Genomic DNA, 18070 nt, shown 5'->3' on the forward strand with positions numbered 1-18070 from the left:
AATTTAACTTTTAATGTGAATTACGTGGTAAAATGAATATTGGGCTAAAGCTAAAAAAAAGCTGTCCGCAATTGGGACAGCTTTTTAAAGTAGTGTTGTGTTTGGGATAACCCCGGTTTAGTAATTCAATTAACCCGTTGGGTGTAATTAAGATATTATAAATTTTGACGCGGATTAGGCAGATTCGTTATCACGAAAACGCGGACAAAAACGGATTTTTTTAAATCTTTACCCAAAATCTGTTTTTGTCCGCGTTTTTACGAAGTAAATCCGTTTTATCCGCGTACTATTTTATTCAAAGGAGCATTTTTAATATAATTACACCCAACGGGGTCAATTAATTAATTTTAACCAAATGTGCTTCAATAGCTGCTCTCTGAGATTCGTATTGAGCAGGAAGTTTTAAGTTTTGACCTAATTCTTCTAAGCTTTCGTCTACTGTAAATCCTGGATTATCGGTAGCGATTTCAAATAAAACTCCACCTGGTTCTCTGAAATACAAAGAGTGGAAATACTGTCTGTCAATTTGTGGTGTAATAGACAATCCGTACGCTTCGATTTTTTCACGGAAGTGCATTAAGATTTCGTCATTTTTTACACGGAAAGCCACGTGGTGAACTGTTCCGTTGGCATTTAAACCACGTTTTTCATCAGTCAATTCAACTAAGTCAACAATCGCAGCATTTTCTACAGCATCTGTTGCATAACGGTAACGGTTTACATCCTGATCGATTAATTTATAACCAAATATTTCAGTTAAAACCGCAGCGGTTGGTTTAATATCGTTTAAAGTCAACGTAATGTTATGAAAACCTTTTGTAGCCACATCCGCTTTTACTTCGTCGGTTTCCCAGGCTTTTCTGTTATCTTCTGTTTTAGATTCGATTAACTCTAATTTTAGTCCGTCCGGATCTAAGAAAGTCAAATATTTTTCGCCGAATTTTTCAGCAGGTTTGTTATAGATAACATTATATTGCTCAAAACGTTTTTGCCAGAAATCAAGACTTCCTTTTGGAACAGAATAGCCAATTTCAGTTGCCATTCCTGAACCTTTTCTTCCTTGTTGAATTCCTTCTCCCCAAGGGAAAAAAGTTAGAATAGTTCCTGCGCTTCCTACTTCGTCACCAAAGTAAAAATGGTACGTTCCGGGATCATCAAAATTCACGGTTTTTTTAATGAATCGTAATCCTAATATGTTAGAGTAAAAGTTAAAGTTGCGTTTAGCATCACCTGCAATTGCAGTAATGTGGTGTAAGCCTAAAATTTTATTTTCCATGGTATTTTTTATTTAAATTGTTGTTTGATTTTTCTTTTACAAATTTACGTCCGTTGTGGCTGTTTATCGATTAACCTAGATTAAGAAATAAAAACCTGTTTGTTTTCCTCGTGCCATTATAAAACCAAATAATATTCCATTTAAATTAAGGGCTTATTTATCAGGGTTTTTAAATGGAAATATTATTTCTAATTACACGATATATCGTAATTTTATGAATTGAGTATTGCATATTTAGAAAATCAATAGTAATTTAATTAAGGCTATTTCTTAAATTTACAGGGTTACCACATTTAAATACCACACCAATTACCGTTTATGGAAAAACCAACAGATAAAACTGCAATCATGATGAAACGATTGCAGGAAAGAGAACAAGAACAAATGTTGGTTTTATCGATCTCTACAGCGCTTTCTCAGGTTTTAAATAACGAAGAATTTAATGCGGTTGTAAATGGTGTATTAAAAGATAATTTCCTGTTTGATGATTTTATTTTAGCGTCTTCTAATGAAGAGGAAACGGAATATCAAATTTTCTTTCCATTTTCGAATAAAAATACGGACTTAAAAAACTATGTTTTAAATGATGGTTTTTTTAATCGTTGTATGGATTCTGCGGATGCCGTTATTTTTGATTTGGCTGATGATATAAAGAATCCGGATTATATTCAGAACATTCAAAAAAGAGGTTTCAAAAACGGAATCGGAATTTGTCTTCCGTATTTAAAAGGAAACCGAAATGTGCTTTTTCTTTTCTTTAAAAATGCCAAGACTTTTAGCAGAGAATCCAATCGGGTTTTAAAGGGAATTGCAATGCAGCTTTCTATAACCATTAGAAATATTAAAATGACTCAGGAATATGAAAATAATCTTGCTGAATTGAAATGGCTAAAAAGTAGAGGTTTACAAAGTGAAGAAGAATCAGTTTCTGTAAATAATAATGGTTTTCATGGAATTATAGGAAAAAGCGATGCGATGCAAGATGTTTTTGAATTGATTTCGAAAGTGGCAGCTTCTCAGTCTACTGTTTTGATTTTTGGAGAAACAGGAACAGGAAAAGAACTGGTAGCGAGTGCCATTCACGATTTGTCGTTGGTAGCTAAGAATAAAATGATTAAGGTTAATTGTGCTTCGATTCCCGAGAATTTGATCGAAAGTGAATTATTCGGACATGAAAAAGGTGCTTTTACAGGAGCAACAGAACAAAGAATCGGAAAATTTGAACAAGCTGAAAATGGCACTTTGTTTTTGGATGAAATAGGAGAACTTCCGCTGGAATTGCAAGGAAAATTGCTGCGCGTTTTACAGGAAAAAGAAATAGAAAGAGTTGGCGGAAATAAAAGTATTAAAGTAAATGCAAGAGTAATTGCAGCCACAAATAAATCACTTGAAAAAGAAGTTGCCAAAGAACGTTTTAGAAGTGATTTATATTATCGCTTAAATGTTTATCCAATTCCGTTACCAGCGTTGCGGGACCGTAAAGGTGATATTGAAATTCTGGGACATTTTTTCTTAGAAAAACACTCGGAAAGAATAGGGAAGAAGATAAAAGGTTTTTCTAAAAAAGTACTTAATAGTATGATGGCAAATTCATGGCCGGGAAATGTGCGTGAATTAGAAAATATGATCGAAAGAAGTATTTTGTTTGCCAAAGACGACACGATCAAAGAAATGACTTTTCCTGAAATTTTTATCGCAGAATCTACTGATTCCGAAACAGAATTTTATACCAAAACGTTGCAAGAAGTAGAGAAGGAGCATATTCTGAAAGTTGTAAAAAAATGCGAGGGAAGAATTTCCGGACCACAAGGTGCGGCTGTTTTATTAGGTGTGCCGCCGACAACTTTAGCTTCTAGAATGCAGAAACTGGGCATTAAAAAGAACTTTCTTTAGATTGATTTATTCCTGATTCATGTTTATTTTTCCTGAGGAAACTGCCCAATAAATTAATAAAAGCATATTGATTATTAAAGCAATTGTTGGATATTGAAATGAAATTCCGAATGCAATTAAATAAGTAGGTAATCCGTATAAATAGTTATTTCTGATTTTCCTGATTGCCAAATCTGTAATTTCCGGGCGCAAAAGATTTTTGTTTTTGCTTGCTACAAGCCAAAGTAAATTATACGAAATATTTATGAGTACAAATATTCCGGTATAAATTGCAACTGCAATATTTGAGGCTTCACTTTCAAAAAAACGAGCCAACAAAGTTGTTGGATAAGAAACCGCCGTAACCAGAAAAAGAATCAGTCCGTTAGCAAACATGATGGCAGTATTTCGGCTGTAAATCTGTTTGAAAATCTTATGATGATTGACCCACATGATAAAAATGCTGAAAAAAGAAAGCGTAAAAGCCAAGTAAGCTGTCCATTCGCTTTTTAAAAATGCTAATAATTCTGTCCCGTTTTTTACAACAGTAACATCGGGCGCATGAAGTTCTAAAACCAAAAGCGTAATTGCTATGGCAAATACAGCATCGCTGAATCCTTCAATTCTTATAGTTTCTTTTTCCATTTTATAATTTAAAAGCTGTTTATTAGGACACGGATTAAACGGATTCGTTATCACGAAGACGCGGATTTATACGGATTTTATATTAATAATATTTGCATTGTCAACTTTGTCAAAGTTTTAAACTTTGACAAAGTTCTCACAGTAGTAAATTAAAAGCGCTCTATTGGGACACGGATGAAACGGATTAATACGGATTTCATTAAATAAAAATCCGTGAAAATCCGCGTTTTTGCGATAGCAAATCTGTCAAATCCGCGTTCCATTTAGACAAACTAGATTTTTATAAATATTGATTTTCGAAGTTGAGGTTCAATATTTTTTGTTTTGTGTCCTTTTCCTGTGGTATCTTCAACCAAAAGAATCGAACCGGTATTAAATGTTCTTTTTTCTCCCAATGAAGTTTCGATTTCTACGCCGCCTTCGAGTAAAACAATATACTGACGGTCCGGTGCATTATGAAAATCATAATCATAAGAAGGGCTGACTTCTCTAAAAACAACAGATTTGACAGGTTCATCATCAGATAAAAATCCGATGTTGCCATTGTTTTTCAACGGAACTTGAAAGTCTTCAAAATGACTTTCTCCATTAATATCGCTGTAAACTCGCGTTATGGTAATCATTATCTTTTATTGAAAATCAATGCATTTGCACAATTGATCTCGTCCTGACTGATGGTATGTCCCATATTAGGATAGATTTTTTTAGTTACATCTGCGCCCATTTTTTCCATAAGAGCTTCAGTATCATTTACTCTTTCTACAGGAACGTGGAAATCAGGATCACTTGTTCCGATAAAAACCGGAGTATTTTCAAAGTTTCCTGAATAATGGTTTTCATACACCTGATCGCCAATTAATCCACCGGTAAACGCTACAATTCCGCCATATCTTGCTGCATTTCGAGTGGTAAACTCCAAAGCAAGACATGCGCCCTGAGAGAATCCTAAGAAATAAATATTCTCTTTTTCGATTCCGTTTTGCTGAATCGCCACCACAACCTGATGAATTGCATCTAATGATTTTGAAAACGAAGGTTCGTTTTGATCAAGAGGAGCTAAAAACGAATACGGATACCAGGTTCTGTTTTCTGCCTCAGGTGCAACCAATGCAAAATCATCCACTCTAAGATGTTTGGCAATGGAGAGAATATCATGCGCACCCGCACCACGACCATGAAGCATGATTAAGGCTTTTTTGGCTTCGTTTAAAGGTAGGCCGTCTGTTAAAATTTCTGTATTCATAAATTTAGGAAGTTATGAGTTAAGTGTTCAGTTTTTTAGTGTTCAGTTTTTCTGCAGATTTAATTTTTTTAAATCTATTTTATCATTAATTCGATTACGTAAAGCGTAAAGAAAGTTACACAATCTTGTCATCTCGACGGAGGAGAGATCACACTAGCTGATCGCCACAGATTGGCGATATGCTGTGTGGAGTTTCGTGTGTGATCTCTCCTTCGTCGAGATGACAAAACTTGGCGATTAGCTAAAGTTACACAATTTTGTCATTTCGAACGGAGGAGACTAGAGCGGTAGCGACAGACGAAGTAAATCGCACTAGCTGATCGCCAAAGATTGGCGATATGCTGTGTGGAGTTTCGTGTGTGATCTCTCCTTCGTCGAGATGACAAACCTCTGCGATTAGCTAAAGTTACACAATCTCGTCATTTCGACGAAGGAGAAATCTTCGTAAGTAGCTCGCCAAAGATTGGACTCTCGTTGCGGAGTTACTTGTGGAGATATCTCGTTCCTCGAGATGACAAATTGGAGTGTTTTTACTTCTTCCAAATATCTTCGTATTCATCCGGATGTCTTTTGAATTGTGCATGAACGTAAGGACAAAGCGGTAAAACCTTTAAATCGTTGGCACGAACATAAGCGACCATTTCTTCTAATAATTTCTTTGCATATCCTTTTCCTTCACCTTCCGGTTCAACTCCGGTGTGGTAAACCGTTAATAATCCGGGTTTAATGCTTACGGTCATTTCGCCTATTTTTTTATCATCAACATAAAGATTAAAGGCGCCGTGTTTTTTTTCGTCTAATTCTAGTTTTATTGTTTCCATATTTTAGCTGTTCTATCGTGAAGTTTAACCGCAAAGAGCGCTATGTTTTCTCAAGGTTCGCAAAGTTTTATCAATGCATTGCGAACTTTGCGTTATTTCTTTGTGACCTTTGCGGTTAAATACACAAAGTGATTAATTATATTCTTGTTTTATATTTAGTTTTTTCATTTTTGAATACAAAGTTTGTGGCGACATTTTTAGTAATTCTGCAGCACCTCCGGGGCCAGAAACTTTTCCGTCGCAGTGTTGCAGTGCATTCATAATATGTTCTTTTTCCATTTCTTCCATCGACTTCATTTTTCCTGAAGAGGCGACTTCAAATGGTGTCGCGGTATTCGACGGAAGATCAAATTTTTCAATTTCAGCTGTTTTGGCTAGCAATATATTTCTTTCAATCAGATGTTCGAGTTCGCGAATGTTTCCCGGCCAATCGTAACTTTTTAATTGTGCTAAAGCTTCAGGACTAATACTGTTTACGTTTCTTCGTGAAGCTGAGGCATATTTTTTAAGAAAATAAAGGGCTAATGCTTCAATATCTTCTTTGCGTTCTTTTAAGGTTGGCAATTGTATCGGAAATACATTTAAGCGGTAATATAAATCAAGTCTGAAACGTCCTTCGGCAACTTCTTTTTCCAGCGATCTGTTGGTAGCTGCTACAATACGAACATTGATTTTTATTGTTTTATTGCCTCCAAGTCTCTGAATTTCTTTTTCCTGTAAAACCCTCAATAATTTTACCTGTGAATCTAAAGGTAATTCTCCAATCTCATCCAGAAAAATAGTACCATTATTGGCTTGTTCAAACTTTCCGATTCGTAATGTATTTGCTCCTGTAAAAGCGCCTTTTTCATGTCCGAAAAGTTCAGATTCTATTAGAGATTGTGGCAAAGCAGCGCAATTTACAATCACAATCGGATTGGCTTTATTTGCCGAAAGATCGTGTATAGAATGCGCGACTCTTTCTTTTCCTGTACCGCTTTCGCCCAAAATCAATACAGAAGTTTCGGCTGGTGCAACGATTTTTATTTTTTCAAGAACTTCTTTTAAAAGCAGACTATTACCTACGATTCCTTCAATTTCCTGAGTTTGTCTATTGATTTTAGCTTCTCCTAAACTTCCTTTTTCTTCATTAAATCTATATTTGGCAATGTCAAGCATTACGATGAGATCTCTTTCACGAAAAGGCTTCACCATAAATCCATAAGGCTGCGTTGCTTTTACGGCTTCCAGTGTGCTTTGGTTGGTATTGGCAGAAATATATAAAAACGGTAATTGCATTTCGCGCAATTCCCAGGCAAGATCAATTCCGGTTAAGTCGCCTTTTAGCATAATATCGAGCAAGACCCATTCCGGTTTTTTGTCTTCAATTAGTTTTCGCGCCTGAACCACAGAAGAAGCAATACCAACAACCTGATAGCCTGCTTTGTGCAGCATGATTTTTAAATCATTTGCCACTATAAATTCATCTTCAACAATTAGAATTTTCTCCTTCATTGTGCTTTTATATTATTTACGAATTTTCGGCAGTTACCTCAAATTCAGTATTTCTGGTGAATGTAATCGTAATTTTTAATCCGTTTTGATTTTTCATTTCAAAAGTGCCATCAATCTGGTCACTTAATCCCATCATTAAATTCATACCTAGTGAATCTCTTTCGGTATCTTCAAAATCTTCTGGAAGTCCAACGCCGTTGTCTGCAATGCAAAGTTCGTAGTTGTTTTCTTTATTGTTTTTAAGAACGATTGTAACTTCTCCTTTTCGGCCATCAGGAAAAGCATATTTAATGGCATTGTTGATGGCTTCATTAATAATTAATCCCAGAGGAACGGCCTGAGCAACATCGAGATATGTTTTTTCTACGTTTAAAACAAAATTGATATTTCGGTCGGTATCAAAACATTCTTTCATGTAATTTATCAATTCATAAATATACCATGACATATCGATATTAGCAAGATTATCAGACTGATATAATTTTTGATGAATCAATGACATTGCATGCATTCTGTGTTGGCTGTTTTGTATGGCCATTAAAGCATCTTCGTTATCGAGATAAGCAGATTGTGTGTTTAATAAACTAATGACAATCTGGAGATTATTTTTTACACGATGATGAATTTCTTTCAGAAGCCATTCTTTTTCAATCAGCATTTTTTTGTTCAGTTCGTTCTGTTCATTTATTTGCTGACGCTGAATTTCTAATTCGGCATTCTTTTTCTTTTTTAATCTAAAACTGTTGTATAAAAGCGCCAGAAAAAGAATCAGAACGATTACACTTCCAATAAAAACGTAGCGAATAATACGGTCGTTGTAAATTTTTATTTCCTGTAATTTTCCTTGCTGTGTAAGCAGTTTGATGTTTTTGTCTTTTTTCTCTGTTTCAAACTGAAGTTGTAATGCGGCAGAATGTTTCAGTTTTTCGACATTAAAAAGCGAATCTCTAAGAACCTGATGTTGTTGTAAATGTTTTATTGCAGACTCATATTTTTTGCTTGCATGATCAGATTGAAAAGCTAAAAGTTCGATTTGTGAAAACAGAATAAGTTTATCTGTTTTTTTTGCAAACGTTTTAAATTTTTCAATATAAGCATAGGTCTTTTCTACCTGACCGGATTGTTGTAAATAGATTATTATTCCGGTTAGTTTATATGGAAGACCAGTTTCAGATTCCTGATAATCTTTTAGTAATTGTTCGTAATAAGGTTTTGCCTGACTAAGCTGTTTAAGCATAGAATAACAAACTACATATATAAACCTTTGTCTTATTTTGGTAATCTCCTCTTTTGGCGGATAGTCTTTTGCTGTTCGGTTTAGTGTGCGTAATGCTTCACGATAGTTTTTTTTCTGGCAGTATAATGATGCCAGATTATAGGTGATGATGTTGATATCGCTTTCATTTTTATTATCAAGCGCAATATTTAATGCTTTTTCAAAATTAGAAAAGGCAAGATCATATTTTAGAAGGTCATAATACGCCAGACCAAGGTGATTGTAAATGGTACAAAGCTGATAACTGGTATCATGAAGTTCTTCGGCTGTTTTTTCTGCCATAAGTGCATATTGCAATGATAATTGGGTGTTTTGCAATATTCCGTAATTATCAGACATTAAGGTGTAAACGCCCTGAAGTTCCTTAAAACCGATCTTTTTGTATATTGAAAGTGCATTTTCTAATAGGTCCAATGCTTTTTGGTTCTCTTCGATACTTCCGTAATAATCGGCCAGATCTTTTAAGGCATCGGCTTCTTTTTTGAGTACTTTATTTTTTTTGTATATCGGAATTGCTACTTCAAGATATTTAATCTTTTCTTCTGTATCCTCTTTTTCGTAACCTTTGTAAGCGCAGAGCTCCCTGTAAACATCTGCTTTAAGCACTTGTAAATTGTTCTTTTTAGAATAAGCGAGAGCTTCTTTAGCTTTTTTTAATGCTTTTTCTGTTTCTCCTTTTTCTCTTAAAATCCTTGCATCCTGAAGAATTGCTTCTCCAATTCCGGGTTTATAATTTAAAGTGGTACTTAATTTTTTTGCTTCAAAATTTAAATTATCAGCACTTTCTAAATCGGCTTTAAATTCGCCGGGTTTAGTCAGATAGTAATTGCTTAAAGCTAAAAGTAATTCGACTTTTTGGCTGTCGCTTTCAGCTTTGGCAATTTTACTTTTTAACAGGCCGGGATCTTCTTTGGATTGCGCAAGAACAGCATTATTTACCTGTATAAAAAAAGTTACGGCAAATAAGATGTGCAAGTGGTTTTTGATAGAAATAAAAGGGATGAAATTCATTTTTTAAAGGTACTATATTATCAGAAATCTGCAATCCAAAATGCATTATCCTCTAGCTTTTTCGATGGTATAAGTAACAAATAATCATTGCTGCTCCGGGTATAACTAAAGTCCCTAATCCGAAAAACTTTCCTGCAATGGCTCCCAAAAAACATCCTACAAGAAACCCGATTATAGTAACTAATTGTTTCTTAAAACTTAATAGGACTTCGGCGTCTTTAAGTCCGTTTTTTAATAAGTTTCCTAAATCTAGTGAAGCTTGTGTTACATTTCCTGTCATCATCGTTGTTGGTCCGTGCGTTTCTTTGGCGTAAAGCTTTCCAAAAGCATTCTGAAGTCCCATTGCAAAAACGGTTGTCATGGCAACGGTGTACATTGTCCATTCTGCATAATTTTCTAAATAGCCAAAAACGTACGATGCAATACCACTTAAAAGTAATATCAAACCTTCCCAAAATAAGATGGTATAACGATTAGTTGCTTTTAGAGCTATACGTCCTCCGGTAATTACGGCTATAATAAAAATAGGAAAGGTGAGTAGTTTGATCCACGCGTGTATGTCTGAGCCTTTGATAATCTGATAAGCAAAGACAATAAAGTTACCCGTAACGTGTGCTGAAAATATCGAATCGGCAGCGACAAAAGTTACGGTATCGCAATACCCTGCCACAATTGTGAGCAGCAGGGTTACGTACCAGATGTTTGTTTTTATTTCCATCATAGTATTATTTCAGGTGAGCACGAAGCATCCACGCCATTTTTTCATGAGTTTCAACAAGGCCTGTAATAAAATCACTTGTTCCGGCATCCTGCAATTCGGCAGCTGTATTGTTAATATTTTCACGCAGGTAAATAATGATACTTTCATGATCTAAAAGCAATTCTTTCATAAAACCAATGCTGTCGTTTTTCTCTTTTAATTCTTCTGAAAGATGTGTAAGAGCCAGAAAATCTTTTAAAGTTGCAGGTGCATAATGACCTAAAGATCTGATTCTTTCTGCTACGGTATCTACAATTTCGTCGATAGCATCATATTGTTGTTCAAAGAAAATGTGTTTGTTGTAGAAATCCGGACCTTCAACGTTCCAGTGTGCTCTTTTTGTTTTGGTATAAAGGACGAATTCGTCTGCAAGAATTTTGCTTAATACATCTACAACTTTTGTGATGTTTTCCTGTTTGATTCCGATGTTTGCTTTCATTTTAAGTTAGGTTTAATGAATACTATTTTATGTTGATTGTGGAATTAATTTAAACACATAGAAACATAGGTTTTTCTTTGATTTTGAAAAAGAATAAAGAAAGAAACTAGTTTCTAACGCATAGTGTTAATAGCTTTGTGTGAGAACTTTGTCAAAGTTTTAAACTTTGACAAAGTTGGCTTTGTGTTTAAATTAATTGTTTAATAATGCTAGTAAATAATTATCTAGTGAATAAGTTCCGGCACCAAGTGCGAGAAGCAATAATAGGGACATAGTGTACATATAGGGTACGTCACGTACTTCGAGTGAATCATTTTTGTGCACTACAAAGTAACCAATAGCTGTAACGCCAATAGTTGGAAGTACGACAAGTCGGGTTCCGAGTCCGAAGATGATGAAAAACGGAATTATCGTATCCGAAAAAGTAGCGACTAATCCATTTAGTTTTTCAGGTAAATGCAACGGATTCGGAACGTGTTCTTTTTGTCCGTTTTCAACTCTGAATTTCTTCATTCCATGTACTCTGAATAATTCTACGGCAAGTAAAACTCTAAAAACTAAAAGAGCTCCGTTGTTGAATGAAGTTCCTAAATCAGAATAAAGGATTTGTTTTATAATTTCAATCATTTCTTTAAAATTTAGAAGGCAAAACAAGAGCAGCCCAAAGCGCCCCAGAATGCATTATAATTGTTGACAGGAACATTGCTCATTCTCGCTGCATCGTGATTGTGTAAATGAACATCACAACTTCCGCTGCAACTGTGAATCTGTGAGGTCAGTTTTGGTTTTGCATCTGCTTTTGTGTTTTTTTCAATGGCACTTTGCAAACTGCTTCTTACCAGATAACCGTTGTAAATATTCGTTGGTGACCAGTCTGGTAATATTGGAATGTGTGGAGGCGAGAATGATGAAAAATCGCCATTGGCATAAACTATCTTTCCGTCGACAATCGTTAAATCGGCTTCGATTTTTTTAATGTCTTCGTCATCAATTGTAAAATAATCGCGGTCTAAAACCGTTAAATCGGCAAACATTCCAACTTTAATATCTCCTTTTTTTGTTTGTTCCTGAGAAAACCAGGCACTTCCTCTCGTGTATAATTCTAAAGCCGTTTGTCTATTCAATCTCGTTTCATTGTATAATTGTAAGCCTCCAACTGTTTTTCCAACCGTCATCCAATACATAGAAACCCACGGATTGTAACTACTGACACGTGTAGCATCTGAACCTGCACCAACAGGAACTTCCATTTCAATCATTTTTTTGATTGGCGGGGTGTTTTCGGCTGCTTTTGCTCCGTAACGATCGGTAAAATATTCACCCTGATAAGCCATTCTGCTTTGAACTGCAATTCCTCCGCCTAAGGCTTTCACACGTTCGATGTTTCTTTCGTCAATTGTTTCAGCATGATCAAAAATCCACGGAAGTCCGTTGAAAGGAACATCTTGATTTATCTTTTCAAAGACATTTAAAAAGCGTGTAATGCTTTCGTTGTATGTTGCATGAAGTCGGAAAGGCCAGCGGTTTTCTACCAAAAGGCGAACTACTTTTTCCAGTTCTGCCTCCATATTTTCCGGAAGATCTGGTCTTGGCTGAAGAAAATCTTCAAAATCGGCAGCAGAGAAAACCAGCATTTCACCAGCTCCATTGTGGCGGTACATATCGTCTCCCTGATATAATTTTACGCTGTCAATCCAATCGTTGAAATCTTCAAATTCGTGTTTTGGTTTTTGCGTGAATAAATTATAAGCAATCCTGACAGTCAGTTGTTTCTTTTCGTTTAATTCATTCACAACTTTATAATCATCCGGGAAATTCTGAAATCCGCCTCCGGCATCAATAACACTTGTTATTCCAAAACGATTCAATTCTTTCATGAAGTGACGCGTTGAATTGATTTGATGCTCATAAGAAAGTGTTGGTCCTTTTGCCAAAGTCGAATACAAAATCATCGCATTTGGTGTTGCAATAATAAGTCCGGTAGGCTCACCATTTGAATCGCGTTCGATTTGCCCGCCCGGAGGAGCTGGTGTGTTTTTATTGTAACCAACGGCTCTCAATGCGGCTCTGTTCATGATTGCTCTATCGTACAAATGCAGGATAAAAACGGGAGTATCTGGTGCAATGGCATTGATTTCTTCTAAAGTTGGCATTCTGCGCTCAGCAAATTGAAACTCAGACCAACCGCCAACCACACGAACCCATTGCGGATTTGGAGTGCGATCAACTTGTTCTTTCAGCATTCGAAGTGCATCTGCCAAAGAGGGAACACCATCCCAGCGTAATTCCAGATTATAATTTAATCCACCGCGAATAAGGTGAATGTGTGAATCGTTTATTCCGGGAACGACTCTTTTATTCTGAAGGTCAATTATTTTGGTTTCTTCAGAGGCAAAAGTCATGATGTCGCTGTCATTTCCAACAGCGATAAATTTTCCGTCTTTTATGGCTACAGCTGTAACGTTTGGCGTTTCGGCATTGAAACTATGAATTTTTCCGTTGAATAAAATTAGATCTGCTTTCATAATTCAATTATTTAGAGTTAAGCTTTACAATCGCTTCTTTAATTCCTTCTCCTGCAGTGTTGTAGAATGCAGGTCCTGCAAGCAGAATAACTTTTGTTAACGGTTTATAATCGGCTAACTTTTTTTCTTTTAAGTAGGATTGCGTTCTATAGGCTTCAAATGAACCTAAAACTACATTTGTGGCAACCAAAGCGGTTGGAGAATCAATTCCGGCATCTTTGATATCACTTGCAAAAGAATAGCTGGAAACACCCAAACGTAAAGCTTCGCGCATAGCAGTGCTTCCTACGCTGATCATTAAATCTGGCGTAAACTTATTACGGTCGCCTAATCCGATTAATAATAATTGTTTGGATGCCAGAGTACCTTTTGGAGGTGTAATTAATAAAGTTTCAAGCGAATGTCCTGTAAACTTTCCGCTTTTGCGTAATTCGGTAATAATGCCTTTTAAAGCATCATCTAAATGTACCATTCCGTTTAAGTTTGCAGGAAGGGCAGGAGGGTTGAAAATATCGCCTTCTGTGTACTCAAAAACGCAGGCAACTTGTAAATCTGCTTCTGCTGCAGAAGGGCCTTGTACCAATCCGTTTACCGCAACGCCGTCTACTTTCCCCCAAGTTACCGTAGAACCAATTGAAGCGGTTTGTGCAAAAGCATTGTTACTAAGTGCGCCTGCAAATGTTATAATTAGAATAATTAGACAGGAATATCTAAAGCTGTATTTTGAAGTGTTTGTTTTCATTGTTTAGGGTTTAGTGTTGCTTTTTATTTTTTTAAGCGTATAAATTTTGACGCGGATATAACGGATTTGCTATCGCAAAAACGCGGATTTACACAGATTTTTTTAATATTTTATTTGATAAATCCGTTTTTATCAGCGTCTTTGCGAAAGCAAATCCGCGTTATCAGTGTTCTAATTTAGCGTCAGTATATTTTTGTTTTTAAAATTTAAATCCAAGGCGGGCGTTAAAGAAAACCCCGTCTTTAGAATTCGGAATAACGTCATTGATAAAAGCTCCGGTTTTAAAGTATTGAATACCGCTGACAACCGAAATATATTTGTTTACGCTATAGGTAAAGTTGGCTAAATAAGCTGTTCCGATGTATCTTTCGTTAGAATCGCTTCCGCGGAGGTTTAATATACCGCTGGGTCTGTAAACACCGTCCTGAGTTGAATATCGCCAGTTAAAAACCACATCGACCTGCATCTTAAGTGTGGGAAGCAAATCCATTGTGGCATAAGGATGAATGTCGATAAGGTTTACCGGACCAACCTGCGGACTAAATCCAAAATAACCTCCTTTTGGATACAGCGGATTGAACGTTTGAAGATTTCCGTTGCCTTGATTTTTATCTCCTGAGATGTAATCGTTTCGAAGATTTATCGTGGGTTTGAATTTTGTGTTTTCAAACATATATCCAATATCAATTGATCCTGTCCAGGCATTGATGTTTCCTGAGCCAAAAGTTCCGAATTGGTAAGCGGCTTCCAGATTATAAATAAAGCCTCCGCCGTATTTCCAAAATCTGCTTCCAATTGTGTGTCTTCTTTCCGGTGCGATTCCTTCTTCAAAAACAGATAAATCTCTTCGGAAACCTAAATAATAAAGGTCAACATTTCCTGCTTTGGGAATTATTATTTTAGAATAGGCTCCCCAAAGGTTCAGTTGTTTAGACATTTTATTATCAAAAACTCCGGTATAAATCGTGTCTGCCATCATTGCAAAAGCATCAATAGATAATCTTGCAGAAGAGTACATTAATTTCCCTCCGGTAAAGTACAATCTCGCATTTGGACCTTCCCTTACAGATATTAATCTTCCGGAACCATAATCTAATTCTTGTCTTCCGGCGCGAACGGTTATTTTTTTGTCTTTTTGCTGCCAGACATTCACATCCAGAAACAAGTTCTGCACATTGAGCTGATCTTCGTCTATGCCTCGTGCTCCGTTTTCACGGCCATCTTCGAGGGCACTTCTTAACTGAGCAAATATTCTAAAGGTTTTTCCCAAATGAATATCGGCGTGAAGATCGTAGCGCTGTAACAGGAAATTGTTGTGACCAATATTGAATCTTCCCCAGTCTTCATTGTTGAAATCAACATATTCATATCTGGCTTCGCCTCCAAAAGACAGATAAAAATTCTTCTCTTGATTTAAAGGAACAAATTTTAAATTCTGATAAAAGTTTCGGGAGGAATCTTTTAGGAATTCGTAATTTTCGTCATAACGCAAAAGTTTAAAATTTTGAGCTAATGCCGCATTTCCAATTAACAGAAAGAGAATAAGTAACCTGGCGTATTTCGATATGGATTTTGATGATTCCAACGTAATGAAGTGTAAGAGATTTATAAAAAATAAATGAGTTGTTGGCTTAGTGTTTCAACATGTTATGTGCATAATGAATACCTATGCCGTAAGAACCGCCATATTTTTTCATCAACGTAGTTACAGGACCGTAAGTAGCCTCACGTGCCCAGTCTCTTTGAAGTTCTAACAAATATTGAATAGAAGTAATTGGAATTGCGCCTGCCTGAATCATTCTCTGAACCGAACGTTCGTGAGCTTCTTTGCTTACGTCGCCACAAGCGTCTGTAATAACATAGACTTCATAACCTTCTTCGATAGCAGACAAAGCAGGACCAACAATACATACACCTGTCCAAAGTCCGGCAAGTACAAGTTTCTTTTTGTTTTTTGCTACAATAGCTTTGTAAGCGTTCTCGTCTTCCCAGGTATTCATTGTAGTTCTGTCAATGTACCCAGAAGTTGCAATTGGATAAAATTCTTCAACTTCAGGAAAAACAGGTCCGGAAAAGCTTTCTTCGGCAACTGTAGTTACAACTGTTGCTACATTAAAGATTTTTGATGCACCTGCAACAATTGCCACATTAGTACGTAATTCGCTTACAGGAATATTGCTTGTAGCAAAAGCCATTTGTCCTTCAAAGTCAATTAATACTAAGGCGTGATTGTCTGGTGATAATAAGTTAACTGATGGTTTCATAGATATTTATTTTTTAAGATTTATAATTAGTCAGGCCAATAAAATGCCAAACCTTTAATTTGTTGACAAATAGGTTTTTAGTTTTTAGGGCCAAATTTTTATCTTACGATATATCGTAAAATTATTAAGGGATGTTATTTAATGTGTAGAAAGTTTCTTGATCATTTCCGTAGAAATAGAATCAGCATAAATTCCAAAAGCGCTGGTTAAAACACCTTTCAGATTGTATATTTCAGATATAATCCCGTATACAATGTCTTCGTCTCCGGGATCTGTATCGCCTTCAAAACGGAATAAATATTCAATTTTGAATTCTTCCGGTGACATACTTTGTTTATTATTGTTGTAACGAATACAATTGGAATCAAGATTAAAGTTTTCTGTAAAACCTTGAGTATTCAGCCATTGCAAAGCTTCGGTAACGGTGTCAAAATAAGGTTGTTGTGCTGTATTCATAATTTTGGAGGATTAAACTACCTGTAAAATGAACTTTTACAGGCAGTTATTATTACTATTTGAGCACTTTACTTATTTTATAAAAGCCAGAATATCGTTATTGATTGTTTCTGCTTCTGTAGTTGGCATACCGTGAGGGAAACCTGGATACGAAATTAGTTTTCCGTTTTTTAATAATTTTGCCGATTTAGGTGCCTGGTGATAAGGAACGATTTGATCGTCTTCTCCGTGTAATACCAAAACCGGAATATCTAAACTTTTAAGATCTTCTGTGAAATCTGTTTCAGAGAACGCTTTAATTCCTTCATAATGTGCCAAAACTGAGCCCATCATTCCCTGACGCCACCAGTTTTGTTTGATGCCTTCCTGAACAGTTTGTCCTTCGCGGTTCCATCCGTAGAATGGAATAGGGAAGTCGTAAAAGTATTGCGATCTGGTAAAACCTGTTCCTTGTCTGATTTCGTCAAAAACCGACAATGGCACGCCTTCAGGATTTGATTCGCTTTGTACCATTATTGGAGGTACAGCGCTAATAATAACTGCTTTTGCAACACGTCCTTTTCCGTATTTTGCTGCATAACGTATTACTTCACCACCACCTGTTGAGTGACCAACGTGAATAGCATCTTTTAAATCTAATGCCTCAGTCAATTCAGCGATATCAGATGCGTACGTTTCCATGTTGTTTCCTTCAGAAGTTTGGCTGGAACGACCATGTCCGCGGCGGTCATGTGCAATAACTCTGTATCCTTTTTTAAGGAAAAACATCATTTGTGCGTCCCAATCATCGCTTGATAAAGGCCATCCGTGGTGAAAAACAATTGGTTGTCCCGTTCCCCAATCTTTGTAATAAATCTGTGTTCCGTCTTTTACTGTAAATGTGCTCATGATTTTTGATTTTAAGATTAATATATTTTGGAATCAATTTTGTTATTAAGTTTTGAATTTTAACAAATAACGTGCTGTATATGTGGTATTAAGATGTTTGTATTGCAAATTTATTAAATAATGAATTGTACATCTGTTAACCTAGATTAAGAAGTAAAAAATACTTGCTTTTAACCGCTGGATTTCTGTTAAATGGCGATATTTCGTTTGTTTTTCATGTTTAGTATCTTTTTAAAATTATGATATGGATGCCAAACAATAGCCAATTAATGTGCCTTTATATTTAAAGCCTTTATTTTAAAGGGATTCGTGATTTTGAAGTGTTTTTTAATTTACGATATTTCGTTATTTTATGAAG

At 35.9% G+C, this 18070-nt stretch carries 17 protein-coding genes; 1 reads left to right on the forward strand and 16 read right to left on the reverse strand.

Going from position 1 to position 18070, the window contains the following annotated elements:
- Positions 1-337 precede the first annotated feature (337 nt).
- Entirely contained in the window at positions 338-1276 is a 939-nt protein-coding gene (locus KHA98_RS06595; protein ID WP_213256499.1) for a ring-cleaving dioxygenase, read from the reverse strand.
- 318 nt (positions 1277-1594) lie between these two features.
- Between KHA98_RS06595 and KHA98_RS06600 the strand changes: the two genes are divergently transcribed.
- Positions 1595-3169, forward strand: coding sequence for a sigma-54-dependent Fis family transcriptional regulator (locus KHA98_RS06600; RefSeq protein ID WP_213256501.1), 1575 nt, complete (start codon positions 1595-1597; stop codon positions 3167-3169).
- Between the two features lie 6 nt (positions 3170-3175).
- Here the strand turns inward: KHA98_RS06600 and KHA98_RS06605 are convergent, their stop codons facing one another.
- The 15 genes from KHA98_RS06605 to KHA98_RS06675 form a co-directional block, all read right to left on the reverse strand.
- Complete coding sequence (locus tag KHA98_RS06605; RefSeq protein WP_213256503.1) at positions 3176-3793, reverse strand: TMEM175 family protein; 618 nt, start codon at positions 3791-3793, stop codon at positions 3176-3178.
- Between the two features lie 272 nt (positions 3794-4065).
- Positions 4066-4416 carry a cupin domain-containing protein gene (locus tag KHA98_RS06610; RefSeq protein ID WP_213256505.1) on the reverse strand — a complete coding sequence of 117 codons (351 nt, stop codon included), beginning with the start codon at positions 4414-4416 and terminating at the stop codon, positions 4066-4068.
- Positions 4416-5036, reverse strand: coding sequence for an alpha/beta hydrolase (locus KHA98_RS06615; RefSeq protein WP_213256507.1), 621 nt, complete (start codon positions 5034-5036; stop codon positions 4416-4418). The genes KHA98_RS06610 and KHA98_RS06615 overlap by 1 nt, the downstream gene beginning before the upstream one ends.
- 530 nt (positions 5037-5566) lie before the next feature.
- Positions 5567-5857 (reverse strand): GNAT family N-acetyltransferase, encoded by a 291-nt coding sequence (locus KHA98_RS06620; protein WP_213256509.1) that lies wholly within the window; start codon positions 5855-5857, stop codon positions 5567-5569.
- Between the two features lie 132 nt (positions 5858-5989).
- On the reverse strand, positions 5990-7351 hold the full coding sequence (locus KHA98_RS06625) for a sigma-54-dependent transcriptional regulator (RefSeq protein ID WP_213256512.1): 1362 nt from the start codon (positions 7349-7351) through the stop codon (positions 5990-5992).
- Positions 7352-7367: 16 nt separating this feature from the next.
- Positions 7368-9638: a histidine kinase dimerization/phosphoacceptor domain -containing protein gene (locus KHA98_RS06630; protein WP_213256514.1), complete on the reverse strand. Its 2271-nt coding sequence runs from the start codon at positions 9636-9638 to the stop codon at positions 7368-7370.
- Positions 9639-9690: 52 nt separating this feature from the next.
- Positions 9691-10359, reverse strand: coding sequence for a YoaK family protein (locus KHA98_RS06635; protein ID WP_246522184.1), 669 nt, complete (start codon positions 10357-10359; stop codon positions 9691-9693).
- Between the two features lie 4 nt (positions 10360-10363).
- Complete coding sequence (locus KHA98_RS06640) at positions 10364-10837, reverse strand: Dps family protein (protein ID WP_213256516.1); 474 nt, start codon at positions 10835-10837, stop codon at positions 10364-10366.
- A 192-nt stretch (positions 10838-11029) separates the two neighbouring features.
- Positions 11030-11464 (reverse strand): DoxX family protein, encoded by a 435-nt coding sequence (locus tag KHA98_RS06645; protein ID WP_213256519.1) that lies wholly within the window; start codon positions 11462-11464, stop codon positions 11030-11032.
- Between the two features lie 11 nt (positions 11465-11475).
- Positions 11476-13362: an amidohydrolase gene (locus KHA98_RS06650; RefSeq protein ID WP_213256521.1), complete on the reverse strand. Its 1887-nt coding sequence runs from the start codon at positions 13360-13362 to the stop codon at positions 11476-11478.
- Between the two features lie 7 nt (positions 13363-13369).
- A complete protein-coding gene (locus KHA98_RS06655) occupies positions 13370-14104 on the reverse strand; it encodes a M17 family peptidase N-terminal domain-containing protein (protein ID WP_213256523.1) in 735 nt (244 codons plus the stop codon).
- Between the two features lie 199 nt (positions 14105-14303).
- Positions 14304-15689, reverse strand: coding sequence for an alginate export family protein (locus KHA98_RS06660; RefSeq protein ID WP_213256525.1), 1386 nt, complete (start codon positions 15687-15689; stop codon positions 14304-14306).
- Between the two features lie 46 nt (positions 15690-15735).
- Positions 15736-16368: a hydrolase gene (locus KHA98_RS06665; protein WP_213256527.1), complete on the reverse strand. Its 633-nt coding sequence runs from the start codon at positions 16366-16368 to the stop codon at positions 15736-15738.
- Positions 16369-16506: 138 nt separating this feature from the next.
- Positions 16507-16824, reverse strand: a complete 318-nt coding sequence (locus KHA98_RS06670) for a phosphoribosylpyrophosphate synthetase (protein WP_213256529.1) — start codon at positions 16822-16824, stop codon at positions 16507-16509.
- 72 nt (positions 16825-16896) lie between these two features.
- Positions 16897-17712, reverse strand: coding sequence for an alpha/beta fold hydrolase (locus KHA98_RS06675; RefSeq protein ID WP_213256532.1), 816 nt, complete (start codon positions 17710-17712; stop codon positions 16897-16899).
- Positions 17713-18070: the final 358 nt, after the last annotated feature.

This window comes from Flavobacterium branchiicola (genome assembly GCF_018383905.1).
In the GTDB taxonomy this organism is placed as follows: domain Bacteria; phylum Bacteroidota; class Bacteroidia; order Flavobacteriales; family Flavobacteriaceae; genus Flavobacterium; species Flavobacterium branchiicola.